Origin of the sequence: Nocardia otitidiscaviarum NBRC 14405 (assembly GCF_000308635.1) — a bacterium.
Classification (GTDB): domain Bacteria; phylum Actinomycetota; class Actinomycetes; order Mycobacteriales; family Mycobacteriaceae; genus Nocardia; species Nocardia otitidiscaviarum.
Map to the genome: position 1 here is coordinate 1 of NZ_BAGD01000266.1, position 16069 is coordinate 16069.

10 protein-coding genes are annotated in these 16069 nt (G+C 63.0%); 1 reads left to right on the top strand and 9 read right to left on the bottom strand.

Going from position 1 to position 16069, the window contains the following annotated elements; translation table 11 throughout:
• Positions 1 to 1043 (top strand): GAF domain-containing protein (locus ON31_RS29845; protein WP_039818452.1); only part of this gene is annotated, 1043 nt, incomplete at its 5' end.
• A 132-nt stretch (positions 1044 to 1175) separates the two neighbouring features.
• Here the strand turns inward: ON31_RS29845 and ON31_RS29850 are convergent.
• The 9 genes from ON31_RS29850 to ON31_RS29885 form a co-directional block, all read right to left on the bottom strand.
• On the bottom strand, positions 1176 to 2066 hold the full coding sequence (locus tag ON31_RS29850) for an alpha/beta fold hydrolase (protein WP_157533813.1): 891 nt from the start codon (positions 2064 to 2066) through the stop codon (positions 1176 to 1178).
• 1005 nt (positions 2067 to 3071) lie between these two features.
• Entirely contained in the window at positions 3072 to 5774 is a 2703-nt protein-coding gene (locus ON31_RS29855) for a pPIWI_RE module domain-containing protein (RefSeq protein WP_039818454.1), read from the bottom strand.
• A gap of 1 nt (position 5775) precedes the next feature.
• On the bottom strand, positions 5776 to 9135 hold the full coding sequence (locus tag ON31_RS29860) for a pPIWI_RE_Z domain-containing protein (protein ID WP_147286987.1): 3360 nt from the start codon (positions 9133 to 9135) through the stop codon (positions 5776 to 5778).
• Positions 9132 to 9434, bottom strand: a complete 303-nt coding sequence (locus tag ON31_RS38635; RefSeq protein ID WP_373283027.1) for a restriction endonuclease-related protein — start codon at positions 9432 to 9434, stop codon at positions 9132 to 9134. The genes ON31_RS29860 and ON31_RS38635 overlap by 4 nt, the downstream gene beginning before the upstream one ends.
• The gene (locus tag ON31_RS29865; protein ID WP_306306434.1) at positions 9374 to 10276 is read right to left on the bottom strand and encodes a pPIWI_RE_Y domain-containing protein; all 903 of its coding nucleotides are present in this window, start codon (positions 10274 to 10276) and stop codon (positions 9374 to 9376) included. Before ON31_RS29865 ends, ON31_RS38635 begins: the two co-directional genes overlap by 61 nt.
• Before the next feature lie 109 nt (positions 10277 to 10385).
• Positions 10386 to 11393, bottom strand: coding sequence for a hypothetical protein (locus ON31_RS37090; RefSeq protein ID WP_147286985.1), 1008 nt, complete (start codon positions 11391 to 11393; stop codon positions 10386 to 10388).
• A gap of 218 nt (positions 11394 to 11611) precedes the next feature.
• The gene (locus tag ON31_RS29875; protein WP_039818455.1) at positions 11612 to 13618 is read right to left on the bottom strand and encodes an ATP-binding protein; all 2007 of its coding nucleotides are present in this window, start codon (positions 13616 to 13618) and stop codon (positions 11612 to 11614) included.
• 519 nt (positions 13619 to 14137) lie between these two features.
• Entirely contained in the window at positions 14138 to 15469 is a 1332-nt protein-coding gene (locus ON31_RS29880) for a site-specific integrase (protein ID WP_081592832.1), read from the bottom strand.
• Positions 15466 to 15696, bottom strand: coding sequence for a helix-turn-helix domain-containing protein (locus tag ON31_RS29885; protein ID WP_039818457.1), 231 nt, complete (start codon positions 15694 to 15696; stop codon positions 15466 to 15468). Before ON31_RS29885 ends, ON31_RS29880 begins: the two co-directional genes overlap by 4 nt.
• Between the last annotated feature and the right edge of the window lie 373 nt (positions 15697 to 16069).

Genomic DNA, 16069 nt, shown 5'->3' on the forward strand with positions numbered 1-16069 from the left:
ATGCTACGCGGGACTGGGTGGTAGTCGAAACCCTGACCGGCATCCCCGAGCAGGTGTCGCTGGTCCTCAATCACGGACAGCCACGATCATTTTCGAAGCTGGCGCGGGCCAGCCTGCCCGAGCATCTCGTCGAAGATCTCGTGGCCGAGTGCCTGGATACCGGCGGCAACCACGACAAGGCCGCCACCGACAACGAGGACCGGGTGTACAAGGTGGCCGCCATCCCCGTGCGCGGGCCGACCTCAGACGACATCTTCGCCATCGCATTCTGGTCGGCGGGCCTGCTGGAACCCGTGCCCAAGGTCCCGGTGATCGGCACCGTCGAGTGGACTCCGTCCGGGCTGCTCACCACCAACCCCGCCGCCGAGTACCTGCTTCGGCCACCCAACGAACTTCCTGATGGGCGCACCGTCACCGAACTGCTGGCCAGCTTCGACCGGTGGGAGCCCCGCGCGGAGTTCCTGGACATGTTCAACTTCGCCGACACCCCCGCCGACCAGTGGGTCGGCACCGCTGCCAAACGCTACGAGGACGGCACCTTCCACCAGTTCCACATCACGGCCCGCGCGGTCGGCACCGGCGACCAGCGGCGGGTACGCGCGGTCATCTGCGATGTCAGCGCCTCCGCCACGAGCCGCGACACCGACATGGCCATCGCAGCGCTGCGCGCCGTCCCGATCCCGCCCGGTCACGCACTGGCGCTGGTCGATCTGAAGTCGGCGTTCGTGCACGAATGGCTCGCCGCCGAGCACAGTCCACTCGCCGGATGGCGGCATCACAACCCGCTCTACGACCGGGACGGCCGCAACCGAGTCGCACTCACCTGCAACGACCTCGCCATCGGCGTCCGAGACCGCGCCACGATCACCGTTCACGTCCGCTTCACCCCGACCGACGACTGGATCGAAGTCACCGGAACCTGGACTCGGATCCCGTCCGACGGCCGACCCCAGGCCATCCTCGATATCACGCCCATCCACCCGAATCCGCCTCCGCCGATCAGCGGCTGCGGCCTCTGCTACGACATCACCCATCCCCGCTAAGAAGCTTTCACGCCGTCCGTCGCCTCTGTGTCCCCTGTGGACTGTAGCGGCCCTACCAGAAAACCCGGGGCGCGATGTAGCCCCGGGATTTCATTGCCTACCAATAGAATTTGTATGTCCTCACTGGGCGGGCTACTCGGTGAGTGGCGTGCTGTCGCGGATCGAGCGCAGGATCGCGTGTGCGTGATCGACGAACAGTAGATGGCCCGCGCCCGGCACTTCCTCGAACTTGCTGTCCGGAATCGTGCTGGCGAGACGGCGGCCGTCCTCAACCGGCACGTTGCCGTCAGCGTCGCCGTGCCAAATCTCCACGGGCACAACAATGTCAGCGGGGTCGAAACCCCACGGTCGCGCGAACAACAGCTGGAAATCCGCCGCCACACCACGGCTGCCCGTTGTGAACGCGGTATAGATGTTCTCGGCGAGCTGGTCGCGCAGCCGATCGTCTCCGCCGATCCGAGCCCGATCGGCTGGTGACATCCGCGCGATCATCGCGTTTAATCCACGGGGTTTGCGGACCACCTGCGCCATCCGCGCTGCTGCCGGACGCGCCAGCCAAGGAAACCGCCGCAAGATCAGCAGCCCACCCGCGGGCTTGACCCCGCCAGCACCTTTGCGAGCGGACTGGTCGTCGAACGGAGCCACGGAACTGACCACCATCGCCTTACTGACGCGATCAGGTAACTGATACGCGCTCGCCAGCGCGTACGGACCGCCTGCGGAGGCTCCGAGAACCGCGAACCGCTCCATCTGGAACCGGTCCGCCACTGCTGCCACCGTGTCAGCGAAATCGACAATCTGCTTACGCGGAGCAAACTCCGACCTACCCATCCCGGGCCGATCGATCGCGATCATCCGCACGCCGACTTCCGCCGCCGCCGCATCGGCGAAGGCGACTGCCTCCACATGCGAGCCCGGCGCACCGTGGAAGGCCAATACCGGAACCCCCGATCTATCGCCGCACTCCATACCGCCGACCGTCGCGCCTTGCCAAGTCATCGTCCATGGTGTCGGAGAATTCACGCTCGAAGAGTACGAGCCAGCGACTACGCGGCACACCGGAATCAGCAAGGGTGTCCGGTTTGCGGCACCAGACGTCACCGTGTTCTCGAGGCGAGATCGGGAGCGACGTCCAGAATCCTCTCTGGGGTCACCATTGTTCACATGTGCGCGGACTTTCGGTGGCGGAACCATAAGCATGCCTCGTGCGCCGGTGCTCGGCTGTCAGCGGCCGACGGAGACCTCCGGACGGCGACTGGTAGTGGGAGGCAGGAGACTCACGCTGGGGCCCGATGACAACGGCCGCAACACTTTCGTCACGCCTGGCCATCCTCACCCTATCGGGGACGAGGGCGGGAGCAGGGAGACGATCAGTCACCACGTCAAGACGATCGGGCCGAATTCTCCATCGTCTGGATTCGCGCGAGAGCCCGGCGCCCGCGAGTTGTAGCGCTAGCAATCCTGACCCCACGCGCCTTGTGAACCCACACCAGGTCGAGCTGGACCAGCTCGTCAAGATAGCGTTCGTAATGCCAACGGGTCCCAGCCGCGTGAGAGGGAGCTGATCCTCGTAGCAACCGGGGCACCTCGATCTGCCCGCATGCGGCAATAACCGACAGCAGCCAATGGAGCCGTTCGCGGCGACGGAGCGTCGCCGTCACACCCTTACCCCGCCGATTTCCGGACTCCATCATCGCCTCCGCTGAAGTAGTAGCCGAAGGGCTTCCATTGCCGTCTTACGTCGATCACGATCACGATGAAGCACTGCTCCAGCAGTTGCGAGCAGCACCGCAGCCGATACTGGTAGGACAATCAGAAGGGACAGGAGACCGGTTACGAAGGCGCTATTCACCGCCCCAGACTGACTAATACCCTAAAGGCAGACAAGCTTTCAAGGGGTGATGTATGGACCAGTCCCCTAGGTCCTTTCAAATAGCGGCAATGGTCTCAGCGGACGGAAATAGTGTGATTCCGATCACTCTTTGTGCTCCTGGCGGTTTTGCGCCATCTCAAACACGGATCCTCCAATCAGCAAGGTCCTTCGCTTGATTCCGCTGCCTGATCGGTGATTTCATCGAGGAGTTCGACGGGGAGTACGTACTCGCCGATCTTCTCGGCCACGCGGAGTGGCCATGGGTTGGCTGTTGCGTAGTTGTAATTGGTTGTGGCCCAGCGCAATTCGTGCACCAGTACGGCCCAGTCCTGGGGATCGTCGTTCTCCTGGGTTGCGGCGGCGGTGATTTCGCAAGGGCGTGCGTTCCATACGTATGCGCCCGGGCTTGGCTCCTTGAGCTGTTTCTTCCTGTTGAGGAAGGTCGTGATCTTGGATGCGTAGCGGGCGGCCTTGCTTGCGCTTACCGGCTTATCGCCGGTGCTGAGGAAGGTCCGGTCGTTGCGGCCAATCCACAGACCGTCATAGGTCGAGCTCTCTTCGGTTTCGTTGAATGCAAAGCCGTGAGGCACTTCGTTGTCGGTTCCTCGCCGCACCCGTACATGTCGTAACCCGGGGTAGCCCCGAATATGCCGGATAGTCGGGCCGAATCCGAGGTGGTCCGGTTTGAAGTTGTGGTGGAGCAGGTAGGTCCACCCGGTGCGGAGGTTATGGGCATCGGTGAGCAGGACAGTGTCTGGGTAGACAGCGGCGGCTTCGCGCAGGACTCGTTCAACGAACCGGGTGATGTCGGCCGCATCGCGCCGTTGGTTGCTGATCATGTGCGCGCTGCTGATACGCAGCTGGGCCTGGTGTAGAGGCGCCCATGGCACATCGGGCGCACATGCTTGGATCCGGGCCCCGTCGGGACTGATGAGGACCGCGACCGGTACCTGCCTGGTGGCGCCCCAGTGGCGTTGCTTGTTCTGGCGGATAACCCAGACGGCCAGGTAAGCAGGCGGGTTGGCGATGGTTCCGCCCGCACCCGGCGCGGGGAGTGGGCTGGTCCGGACTCCGAGCTGCCGGATCAGGTCGGCCCAGCACTGCCTGAGTTTTTCTCTGCTGGGATCGCTCTTGGGCTGGTCTTTCCCTGAGTTAGGCTGCGCGAGTTCGGCTTTGGTAACGCACTGGCTGAGGCGGCCGAGACGGCCGAGTCCGAACTTGACCGCGAACTTCGGGTCGAGCGGCCGGCGGGCGCGCTCGTAGTGCTTCTTGCCGGGAATCTCGACCAACGCGATCGTCGGGTAGGGCACCGGTTCCAGGACGTGTGCTATCTCAGTGGCTCGTGCCTCCACGGAGGTTCGGAGGCGATCTTGCCGGTTCTTGATTGCCGGGTCGGGCTGCAGGTCCGCGGTGAGCACACCACAGGGGCGGACGGTGAGTTGGATCGTGAGTTGCTCGGTGGTGATCGTGGTTGGCGTGCCATCGTCGGCTGTGGCGGAGGGGACATCGATACCAAGAAGACTGGCGAGCTCGCGGCGGGCGTAGTCGAGGGTGCTTCGTGTGTCGAAGAAGATGTCCACACCCAGTACGGGCCCAATGGCGTCAGCGATGGCCTTCCGCAGGACGACGACTGGATCCTGGTTGTCCGCGTGTGTGTTCTTGGCAAGGGCGCGTAGACCGGGCAGGATTATGCGTTCGGAACGTTCATATGGCTCGGTCAAGGTGAGATGGTCGGCGAGGACGTCTTCGGTCCACTCCAGCAGGGGGACTCTTTCGGCCAGGGATGTCCCGGGAGTGGCCGGGTGGTTGAACCGGTACATGCCGTTGCGGAAGACCAAGGCTACGGCGTCCTGTTCACGGTCCAGGGTCAAGGCGGGATTGTCGCGCAGGATGTCCGGGCGTGGCATTCGTTCCATGCATCCCAACTCGGTGAGGATCCGGTCGAGCCGCGAGTTCCACCCGGCGGTGTAGGTGCGCTCGCCGCCGTCGGTGGTTATCCGTGAGTTGATCGTGGCGGCGAGGAAGCTACGGGACGTGGATATCCCGGGTAACCATGGCACCGACGGCAGCATGTACACCGTGTGGCCTCGCTCCGCGCTGAGGAGAGGGTTCGGCTTGTGGCACCAGCGCCTGACACCAGGGGTTATGTGGACCATGGGTTCGGTGCTGAAGGGCTGGAGCTCCGCGGTGATCTTCAGGAAGAAGGAGAACGGTCGTTTAGGCAGGCCGTGCGGCGTCCAGGACATTACCTCGGCGCCTCGTTCGGTGGGGCATCGTAGGAATTGCGACGAATTCTGGACCAGTTCGTCGGGGTCGTTGCGCATGATGTGCTGATGAACCACGCCCGGCGCGGTCAGCTTGCCCGCGATGACGTGGGGCAACAGCTGAAACAGAGTGCCGTCTGCTGAATGGTTGGGAGCCGGCATATTGGTGACCAGTTCGGTGAAGTCGACTGGGGTGCGGTTCCATGCCAGGTCGTCGGCGGTGAGATGGGTGAGCGCCTGCTCGATCAGATTCGGATCCGGGCTGAGCGTTCGGATCCAGGCAGTAATGATCGTGAACAAGGCGGTGGTGTCGACGATAGTGCTGCTGTAGAGCCAGGGGGCGTTCTCGTTGATCGTGGCCTTGGTTGCGGCAGTCACGATGTCGGGTACGAGGGCGACGAGTGCGGCGTTGAGGCTCCATATCGGGATCGATCGCTGGTCGGTGTCTTCATCGCGTGAAAGCAGCGGGAGGAGTCGTTCCTTCCACTTCTCGGGAAACGTGAGCACCTGGAACGTTTCCTGCCATTCCGTATCGGTGCGGACATGGAAGGCGGCGGGTTGAAGCAGGCGGTATTTGGGGTTGGTGGCAGCCACGTCAGAGTCCTTCGATTGTGCTCAAGGCTGTGTATAAGCAGCCGTAAAGGGCATCGACAAGGTCCCGATCGGCGTCGGTGCAGTCGGGGCGGAAGTAGGGTGCGAGGATGTCACGCAGCCCGATCAATAGGCTGGTCGAGTCATCGTCTCGCGCGGTGTCGGATCTCTGGGCGACCGCCGGGGCGAAGGCCGCGTCGCAAAAGAACACCTGTGCCGGTTCGCCACCACGGACGAGGCGGCCGATAACCTGCCAGATGGTGACCAGCATGGTCCAGGCCAGTGCCTGTTGTTCTGCAGTGCGCAACGTGCTGTAGGCGAGTTTCATGTGCAGCAGCGCCCGCCAACGGCGGTGTGCGGCTCTGCGGAATTCGCGTGCGATTTCACCGATCTCCCCACGGGGGTTTCGCACCGCAGGAAGACCGTTGGCAATCTGCAGGCAGGCCCACTGGTTCACGCGCTGGATGATGTAGTGCAGATCGTCCGGCCGCGGGTGTGGCCGGATCAGGAAGTAGGCCGCGCCGATCGCGGCCTTGTCCTCGTCGTTGAGGATGTTGTGGCCGCGCTCGACCGCCAGCAGCGGGGCCACCAGCAGCCAGGCGCCGGTGTCAGCGAAGGTGGAGACGTCACCACGGCGCAGTGCGCGCGGGCCATCCCAGGAGGCGGTGAATTCTTCATCGTCTGGGATGAGCCGACAGATCTGGTCGCGCCAGCTGCTGCGCAGCCGTACAAGGTGGTCTGCGACGAGTTTGGCCTCCAGATAGCTGCCTACGAGAAGCAGGATTCGGCGACGGTTGGGTGGCAGCAGGTCGCGCCTCTGTTCCAGCAGGCTCTTGCCGGCGCCTGGATCCGCCAACGCTGCGACCATACGCTGTAGTGCTGCTTCGCGGCGTTCACCGCGAGTTCCTGATATCCGGATCGGTTCGGTGCTGCTGCCTGCGAAGAGCGGTAGAAACTCGAAATGGCTGTGTCGGATCGCGGCGAGCTCGCGGTCGGGGGGTTTGAGGACCGCGTCGACCGGTACGTCGATGTGGTAGCGCGGCGAGGTACCGGCCCAACTGGTGGCCGAGAGCATCACGACGTTGGGTCCATGCTTGCCATCGGCTTGGTACAGCTCGTGCAGGTGCGAGAGTAGCCATCGGCCGATGCCCGTGCACCGGAAGAATCGGAGCTGTCCCATTGGACCACCCCGCCGGTTTGGTGCGTCGTCCTCTTCGACGTACTGGAAGCCGAGCACGTTGCCCATCGGCGATTCAGGGACGACCGACTGAAATTCCCGGGGTGCCCGGTGAAACAGGGAAGAACCGTTGCCTTCGAGGCCGAGTTCGAATTCAACATCGCGGAACATTTCGACGAGGCGATTGAGTCTGGTGGCGAGGACGGCGACGTAGATTCCGAACTGCAGCCGGGTGGCCTGCCGTTCGAGTTCGACATCATCGATCCCGGGCAGGGTTCCATTCGACGCGGGCCAATTCTTCCGCAGCGTTCGTAGCCATTCCTCAACTCTCCGCTGCCGATCCGTCTCGTGGCTGTCGTTGAGAATTGATTTCGTGAGGGCGACCATCTCGATGGCGACTTCATCCGGCGGAGGATCGCCGGCCAAGGGGTCATCGATGAAGGTGTCGAAGGCTTGGCGCAGTCGGATGTACGCAGGGTCCGATTCCCACCCCTGGATGGGCTGGTTGCCGCGCCCGCGCGGACCGTATCCCGCCCAGGATTGGGCGAGTTGTTGGCTGAGCGTCCATTCGGTGAAATAGCCGGTGTCCAGCCAACGGCGATCCAGCGCTTTCGGCGTGCGATTCTGGTCGGTTGAAAGAAGCCCATACATCATGTGAACAGCGGTCATCGCGGTCGTCAGCGTCGTGGCCCACAGCCGGACCCTGGGGTCGTGCATCCGCTGACGCTGGTCACGCCGGATCCACTCTTTCGTCAGTCGATCGATCTCATCGAGCCAGGCTTCGAAACCCTCGCCGATCAATTGCTGGCTAGGGCTGAAGACGGCGTCCAACTGCGCCTGTACCTGATCAGCCTCATCGACCACGATCAGATCGCTACGTCGCCACGCAGGCTCGAGGTAGCGCATCTTCTCGCCGTTCAGCTCGGTCGGAACCGGTGTATGTATAAGACTTGCCGGGGTAGCGACCCACACTATGGCATCGACCAGATCACGCGATGGGGCGTGCCGGGCACACCCATGCCACAGGGGACAGCCACGATGCTCGGCGTCGTCTTGGGCATCCAACGCTTCGAGCGACCGGCACGGCGGCCGTCGCACATCCCACGGTTGTGCGCTGTGGTCGCGAAGGCCGTCGAGGCCGCAGGCGGTGCTGATGAGGTCGAACATCGGCTCATTCGTCGGCCCGATTGTGCCGTCGCTGGGCGCCGTGAGCCGGTGCAGTCGACGAAGGTGCAACAACCGGTTGGACTGGCCCAGCACGGGCGCGGCGGCGATCCCCAGCGCGCGCAGGTGCGTCACTTTCCGTAGTACGGCGGTGACGTTGTCGAGGACGACGCAGATCCGCTTCGATGGTTTCGACAATGAAGCCCACAGGACGAGTACCTCGACCAGGGTGCTCTTGCCCGCACCGACCATGCCGATCAGGTGGAGCATCCCATCGATGGTCAGTGTCTGCGACGGATGGAAACTGTGATCGGCGGCGCGGACCTCCAGCCGCACGTCCGACAGCCGAGACGCCCAGTTGGACCGAGGGGACCAGCCCTTCTGTTCCTCGAGCCGATCCCCGTGCTCCGCGGCGGCTTGCAATTCCGCCCAACTCACCGTGATGGGGTCGCGCTGACGGATGGTGAGGTCATGGCCAGCGGTTGGTGAGCCCAGCGGTATCCACTCCGGGATGGTCACGCTGGTAGGCCCTTGCACAGTGTTTACCAGGTAGTGGCCATGGCCACCAGGGCTGGCTGAGGTGGTCGAGTGTGGTGGCGGTGCCGAGAGTGCTAGGTCGAACAGCTGCCACCGATCGGTCAGCGTTCGGGGCTGTCGTTGCCGTATCGCGCCGGTATCGAGGTCCAGCTCGTAGCCACGCAAAGTCTCATCAAGAGCGGAATACCACCGCAGCGCCGACTGCCAATCGTGAAAATCCTTGTACCGCAACAACAAGTGGCGGGCGACCGCGATCACATGTTCGGTGTCTTCATCGACCGATTGGCCGGTCGCATGCACAAAGGGGTATCCGCCTAACAGCGCCCAGGCGTCGGTGCATGGAGAAGTTGGCGCGACCTGCTGAGCTAGAAAGATGCAGAGCTCGACGTCGAGCAGCCTTGCTGCTTCACGCCGGTGCATGGGTGGGTCGGAGGCCCGCTGCACTGCCTTGATCGCATCCGTTTTCCATCGCTGGCTGTCTCTCATTCCTTCCCCTCCCTCAGCCGCGCCACGACGCGCTGGATATAGGCCCGTTCGGTGACGACTTCGATGTGCCGAGACCGTTTCAACCACTCACAGTGCTGGCGAACTGTTCGGACGTAATGTTCACGTCCGCGTACTTGTTCCTGCGCGATCACGATGAACGCTCGTTCCGAACCTTCTGGAGGACGAAACGGCTTCTCGGTCAGCTGTCGGGCAAGCCGAACCGGGTTTGCCCATGACTTCACGTCAGCGGGCCAGGCCAACCCCTCGGAAGGAGATCGCAGGAGTCGTATCCGGGCCACAGATGTACTTTGACCCGTTCCTTCTTCAGTGCCCTCTCGATGGCCTTGGCGATCCGAATCTCAGGGCGTCCTGGGGCCGTGACGAACATCCGGAACTCGCGCGCCAGCCATACGACCCCCTCGGCAGCAGTGAGTTGTGTTCGGACAGAATGAGGATCAGGGCAATCCCATTCCCGGCACCCTCGACGCCCGTGTGCGTCCAAGGTGCGCAAATTGCCGCATCCTCCGCACACCTCGGCGAAGCCACCGACGAGAGTCTCCGGGGGCGCAGGGCGGTAAGCCGACCGCAGTTCATGAGCGAGCAGGGTCAGCTCCGGGCGGCCAAGCTGTTTGAGAAGTTCGCGCTCGGACATGGCGGGGCATTCAACGAGCAACCGGCGAAAGGCAACATAAACATCCGCGCGATTGCGCGCGCGGCACTTGTCCAGCACCGCGTTCATCAGCCGACGCTCGCGAATCTCGGCTTCGACGTCACCGGAGCCCAGGACTGCCCACTCCACGCATTCCCTGCTCGGCCGCCCTCCGACCAGCAGGCGCTCATCGACGTCCATGCCATCCGAATGCAGCTGCAACGGCCACTGACGGAACGGCAGCCCGACCCAGCCGATCAGATCCATAGCGCTGCGCGGCGGATCCACCCCCGCAGCCAGGCACATAGCGGTCAGTCGATCAAGCGCCCTCTGCATCATCACGGGATACGGGACGTCGATGGCGGTGTTCCCGTCGCTGATGTTGTCGGTCAAGGTCATCAGACCAGTCGCCAACATCCCGACCGCAACCTCGCCCCACTCCGCCGGCCACGCAGGCCGCCTCTCCGAGGCACTACCGATAGCCAAAGCCATGGGGCGGACTGTATCTGTGACCACTGACACTTATTGGGTTCGATCTTCATAGGCGCTGGTACCTGGCGAGAGATTCGGGCCTGGCCGCGATGAGGGTGTCGGCCGGGCTTCATCCTTTATGGAGGAAATGTGCGAAATCGGCTCGTAGAGTTGAGAGATCGACTGGACATCCGGCCAGTGAGTCGAGAAGCGCTTGCAGGTCCCAGACTGCTAGGTGACCATAGCGTGCGTTGAACAGGGCCACCTCGCGTATGGCGAAGTCGTCGTGAAAGTCCAGCAATGTGTATCCCACCATCTGGAACAGCATCGGTGCGTCCAGTACGGCATAGCGGCTGCCGTCCTTACGTTTGCTGCCCAGCACGGTCTTGATCTCGACGAGCGTTCCGGCGGCGATCAGGTCGGCATCGGCATTCATCAACGCTGAGCCTTCGAATGTCGGCCCGACCGCCCAAACACCCGGACGTGATGCCAACGCGGGCAACAGAACTTTCTCGGCCTGCGTGCGCAGTGCGGCGAGTTGGTCGAGTGCAGCAGACGAGGCCAATCCGAACAGATCGTCGCCGCTAACTGTTCGTGGGTCGAACTGGGCGAGAGGCGAACGCTCAGGAGGGATACCGCGTCCCAGTTCGGTTAGATACGACAATGCCCAGCAGCCGCGCGCGAGTACCTCGGGGTCCTGAGCTGATGGGGCCCGTGGTCCCTCGAATCTGGTGGTGACGACGGGCGCATCGAATGGTGACCTGCTAACTCCGAGGGAGGTGGCGAGCTCAACCAGAGCAGTGGGCATCCTGCCGCCGAATCGAAGCGCCCCCGTTGCAGGAAGGAATAACTCGGGTTGCGGATCGACGAGAAAACGGACCAGGTGGTCGAAGGCGCCGCCCACAGCGCCGGTGCCCCCACCCATGGATGGGTCACCAGGCACCACAAGCGGTCCGGCAGCTGTCTCCTTGTATTGCTCGAAGATCGGTTTTCTGAGCGGGAAGCGCTGTGCAAGGTACGGTCTGAGAGGGCAGCCTTTTAGTTTTAGCGCCTCGGTAAGGGCTGGCCACCGGCTGCCCGTCCGGGCGGGGCCATTCGGGCCGTCGAAGAGTTCACCGGCTTCTCGCGCTGGACTCATGTATCGACGGTAGCCGTCTCGTCTGCGGTCCGAGGTGGTTCAGGAGCAAAAGGCGCCAGCGAGCGGTCCGGCTCGTCGCGTTGCTGCGGTGCTCGGAGAGGCATCACGACCGACTGCTTGTTGCACACGACACAGTACGGCCCCCGAATTCGCCTAATTTAGCAGCATATTGGCAGGCAGTGATTGAGACTAGCTATCCCACAAGGTAATTCAGGCAATTAGCTAGCTTGTTCATCTAGTTCGGCTGAGTCTTCAGAGCTTTCGGGACTTACCTGTGCATCCTCGGCGAGAACTGCGGGGAGATACTTGGCATGAGTCTCCCGGAGGTACTGCACGCCGCTGTCATGGGAAACCTGATAGTTGAGGGTGCGCTCGACGAACTTCAGGCGATGTTTGGCATCGTTGAGCACCTCGGCCCAGGTGCGAACCTGGATTCGGTACTGGTCGGTTCGGTAGATGTACCCGAACGGGAGACCGGTCTGGTTTCGCTTAGAGTTGGTGATGCGGTCGATGTCGTTGCCGATCAGCCAGAAGTCCCACAATACATTCGGCTGCTGGAACCGTTCATCGTTGACGACCGCGTCCGCGTACTCCTCGATCTGAGTGGTCTCTTTGGATGTCAGGGTTACCGACGGCCGTTTCAGCTCCACGACGAGGTTCTCGACGCGGTCCTGCGCGATCTCGCAGGTCCGTGACAGCACGAGATCCGGAATCACATCCCGCCCGTCATGGCGGCGTACCGGTCCTGCATCGGCGAGATCGACATCGCCACCGAGGAATTCGAGATACTTGCGCAACACCTTGGACAGCGACTCGTCGTCACCAGTGAGCGCATACTCCTCGCCGAAGATCCACGTTTCCTGCGCGAGGATGCGGTGTAGCTGGCGACGCTCCAACGTCGTCCTGCGCGACTCGGCATCGAAGAGCAGCGCATCGAGCCCCATGAGGAAATCCAGCCGGTCGGCAACCCGCTTGGAGGTGTTGATGACCGCCGACAACGTCGTCCGCTCCAATAGCTGACTCAATTCCGACAGGCGCTCTGCCGGAAGCTCCAGCACGCTGCGTAGGACATTGTGAAGGTCGCCCGGGTTTGACTCGACCGCCTCACGGAGCAAGCGCAGCGACAGCTTCTTGGCCCGCCGATCGCCGGCCGCGTTGATCGTGGACGCCGCAGTGTAGGCAACGACATCGAAGACCTGACGCTCGGCGATCTGAATACCCGAACGCCGGCCGGTGGCGGAGCTGTACGGATAAACCCCTTCCTGGATCCAATCCGTGATGACCGCGCGCTGCCGTTCCACGGTCCGCCTACGGAAATGCTCACGCATCTTGTCCCGGGCGAGATCGATGATCGACGCCATAGGTTCGACCTGCTCGGCCAGCAGCACATCGTGCCCCTCGAAACCAGCCCACTTCAAATAAGCGGTGAAATCACTGCCCGGCGCCTGGATCTTCGGTTGCAGCTCCGCGGCGGCCATCCCCTCCGCATTGCACAGATACAGCACCCGATCAATCGCCCGGTTCCACTCGATGATGACCAGCGTTGGCTGCCCCTCGATCGAGTTCCACCCGCGCAAATCCTGCAGGTCGAGTTGGTATTCGGTGCGGTTCTCCTGCATGGCGGACGGATCTAGCGCATCTCCGCGAAACGAGATCTTCGCCTGGGGATACGACTCAAGGTATATCGCGAACGTGGCCGCCAGGCTGTCTTTGGTACTCGGCCGATCCAACCACCGTGCAGCCTGCTCGGAGAGTAGATCGATAACGACGCGGGTTCCGACGGGATCGCTGGTCGTCACCGGTCCCACGATGTCGAAGTCGCGCAGATTGTGTCTGGAGCCAGATATCTGGAACTCGCTGTTTTCCCAATCGCCGACAACGGTAATCCATCTGACCCGATCGCCGATGCCGAACGCCCCGAAACGACCCTTGCCCTGCTCTCCATGTAGTCGACGCTTCTCCCCGCGCGAGACCTTGGCCCTCTTCTTCCAAGATCCACCGAGCGCGCTGAAACCCTCCTGAATGTCGAAGCCGTCCATCCCGTGGCCATCGTCGCGGACGACGACTTCCTCTGGCGCGCCCAGTGGGCTCGTGCTGACAGTGACATCGACCGTGTGGGCATCCGCATCGAGAGCGTTCCAGATCAGCTCGGCGAGCCCCGTGCCCGGCCCTCGCACGAGGCGATCGAGATGGTCGTTGTCGAGTTTGACTGTGAGCCTTGCCATTTCTGCATCCAAGCACACACTGATCGAATCTTCTTGCTAGCGGTCGATGTAGAAGTTGCGGCGCGTCTATCAACCATAAAGGCGCACATTGCAGTACGGTTACGACCTCTCGGGGGTCCCCGGATCTGGAGAGTGCAAAGCTGAGTATCAGAGTGTGGAAGTGGCCAGGCGGAATCGCTTCGGCCGCGTACGCGCGGCCTACTGGAGCACACCGGGGCTTCGTGGGGCGAACCCGCCGGATTTGGCAACGGATTTGGCAACCGGACACGGCGAAACCCAGCGGGCCGGGTGATGCGACGCGGACAGGACGGACGAACGAAACCCCGCTGACCAGCACAGAATGGATTCCCCGGAACGCGGAGGGACGATGCGCGACGGGTCCTCGTGGGCTCATAACCCAGAGGTCGCAGGTTCAAATCCTGTCCCCGCTACTAGGGAAAACGGCCCGGAACCATCTGGTTCCGGGCCGTTTTCGCGTTGGTCTGGCATCACGTTTGGCATCATTAGCCAAACTTAGTTTCATGGATGCGGTGCCGTCTCAGGGGTTTCGCGGCGTCCCAGGATGTAGCTGGCAGCGCGGGCGGCGGCGTCTTCGTCCATGCCGGGCAGGACGTGTTGGTAGGTCTTCATGGTGAAGGCGACGTCGGCGTGCCCGGCGCGCTGGCTAACCACCTTCGGGCTGACTCCGGCCATCAGCGATGCCGTGATGTAGGTGTGCCGCAGATCATAGAATCGGATCTCGGGCAGCCCGGCGCGTGCGGCGAGGCGTTTGAATCGTTCCCGGATCGAATCGGGATGCACGGGGCGGCCGTCTTCGTAGGTGAAGACCAGATCGGTGTCGCGGAAGTCGTCACCGTAGAGCGCGCGTTCGGCATCCTGGATGGTCTTCCAGATGCGCAGCGCGGAGACGGTTTCGGGGTCGAGGGCGATCAGGCGGACCGAGTCCTCGGACTTGACCTGGGCGTCCTTGGCGCGCCCGGCCACGACGACCCGACCTTGGTGTACCGACAGTACCCCGGTGTCGAGATCCAGAAACGGCCAGCGGATTCCGCAGATCTCCGCGCGCCGCAGCCCAGTGGTCAACTCCAGCCGGAACAGCGTGTAGAAACGGTCGAAACAGATGCTGTCCATGAACTGAGTGGCCTGCTCGGACGTCCATACCGGTCGTCGTTTTCGGGCGACGCGCGGTGGGGTCGCGTTGTCGGCGGGGTTGTCGACGAGATATTTCCAGGCGACGGCGTCGACGAGGGCGCGGTGGATGGCGAGGTGGATGTTGCGGACGGTCTTCGGTTCCAGCCCAGGCGGCTTCGGTGTTGGGATCCGCCCGGCCCGGTAGCGGCGCACTGCGGCTCGGGCGGCGTGGATGGTAACTCCGCAGGCTTGTTCGATCTGCCGAGGTGTGGGCTGCTGGCCGCGGTTGGTCGCCTTGAGCCAGTACTCGTACATGCGAATGTTGTTGTCGGGCTTGATGCGCCCGTCAGCGAGCAGTTGGGCGTAGAACTTCACCAATATCGGTGCGGTGAGCTGCTGAAGATCGCCGTTGCCAAGACGGGGCACGATGTAGGCGTGGACGGACGCCTGCCAGTTGTCGTAAGTGGTGGCGTCGACGACCATCTTGATCGCGGGCAGCCACTCCTCGACGAAGAACTCGCGGACAGTGATTTTGGAGCGTTTCACGCGCTTGTTCTGCTCGACGGCCTTGATCGCGTCGCGGCAGGCCGCCCACGCCTCCTTCTCGGTGGCGAACCCACCCTTGGAATCGAAGGCGGGTTTCCCGTCGGGGCCCTTCTCAGGGAGTCGGAACTGGTAGTACCAGGTCTTGCCGCGCTTGCGGACGTGCCCCTGCTTCATGCGGCCGCCTCCCCGAGGTCGTCCTGCTCGAGCAGCGCCTGCAGCCGTGCGGTGATCACGTAGAGACGTCCGCCCATCCGTCTAGTCGGTAATTCGCCGGATTCGGCGAGCCGGTAGCCCGCAGAGCGGCTGATACCGAGCAACGCTGCGGCTCTAGGGACGGAGAGCAGGAACGGTAGCGCGTCCCACCGGTCGTGGGAGGTGGTGTCCGGTTCGATGTCGGGCATGGTCGCATCCTTTGGTCGGGTGCAGGACCGGCGGTTTGCCGTTGCGACTGGATATGGATCCTCCGTTGCGTTCGTTGGGTCAAGCGCCTTGTACGTACGCGGGTACTTGAACCGGGACACCATGTAACCGGCGGCAAAGCGACCGCTTATCCCCTCACTGGACGGTCACGGTTGGGCATCGAGTGAATTCTCAGGAGTGGCGATGGTGAATTCCCGACCTAGCAGACCGAGCAAGCGGTGCTCACTGAGCCTGAGAGCTGGTTGTGGCCGTCAGACGGTACAGGCGGGCGCGGCGGTAACTCAGCTGTGGTCGGGCGGAAGCCGTCGAGCGCCATGCCCCACACGAACTCGTTGTCGCCGACCTCCGATAGCC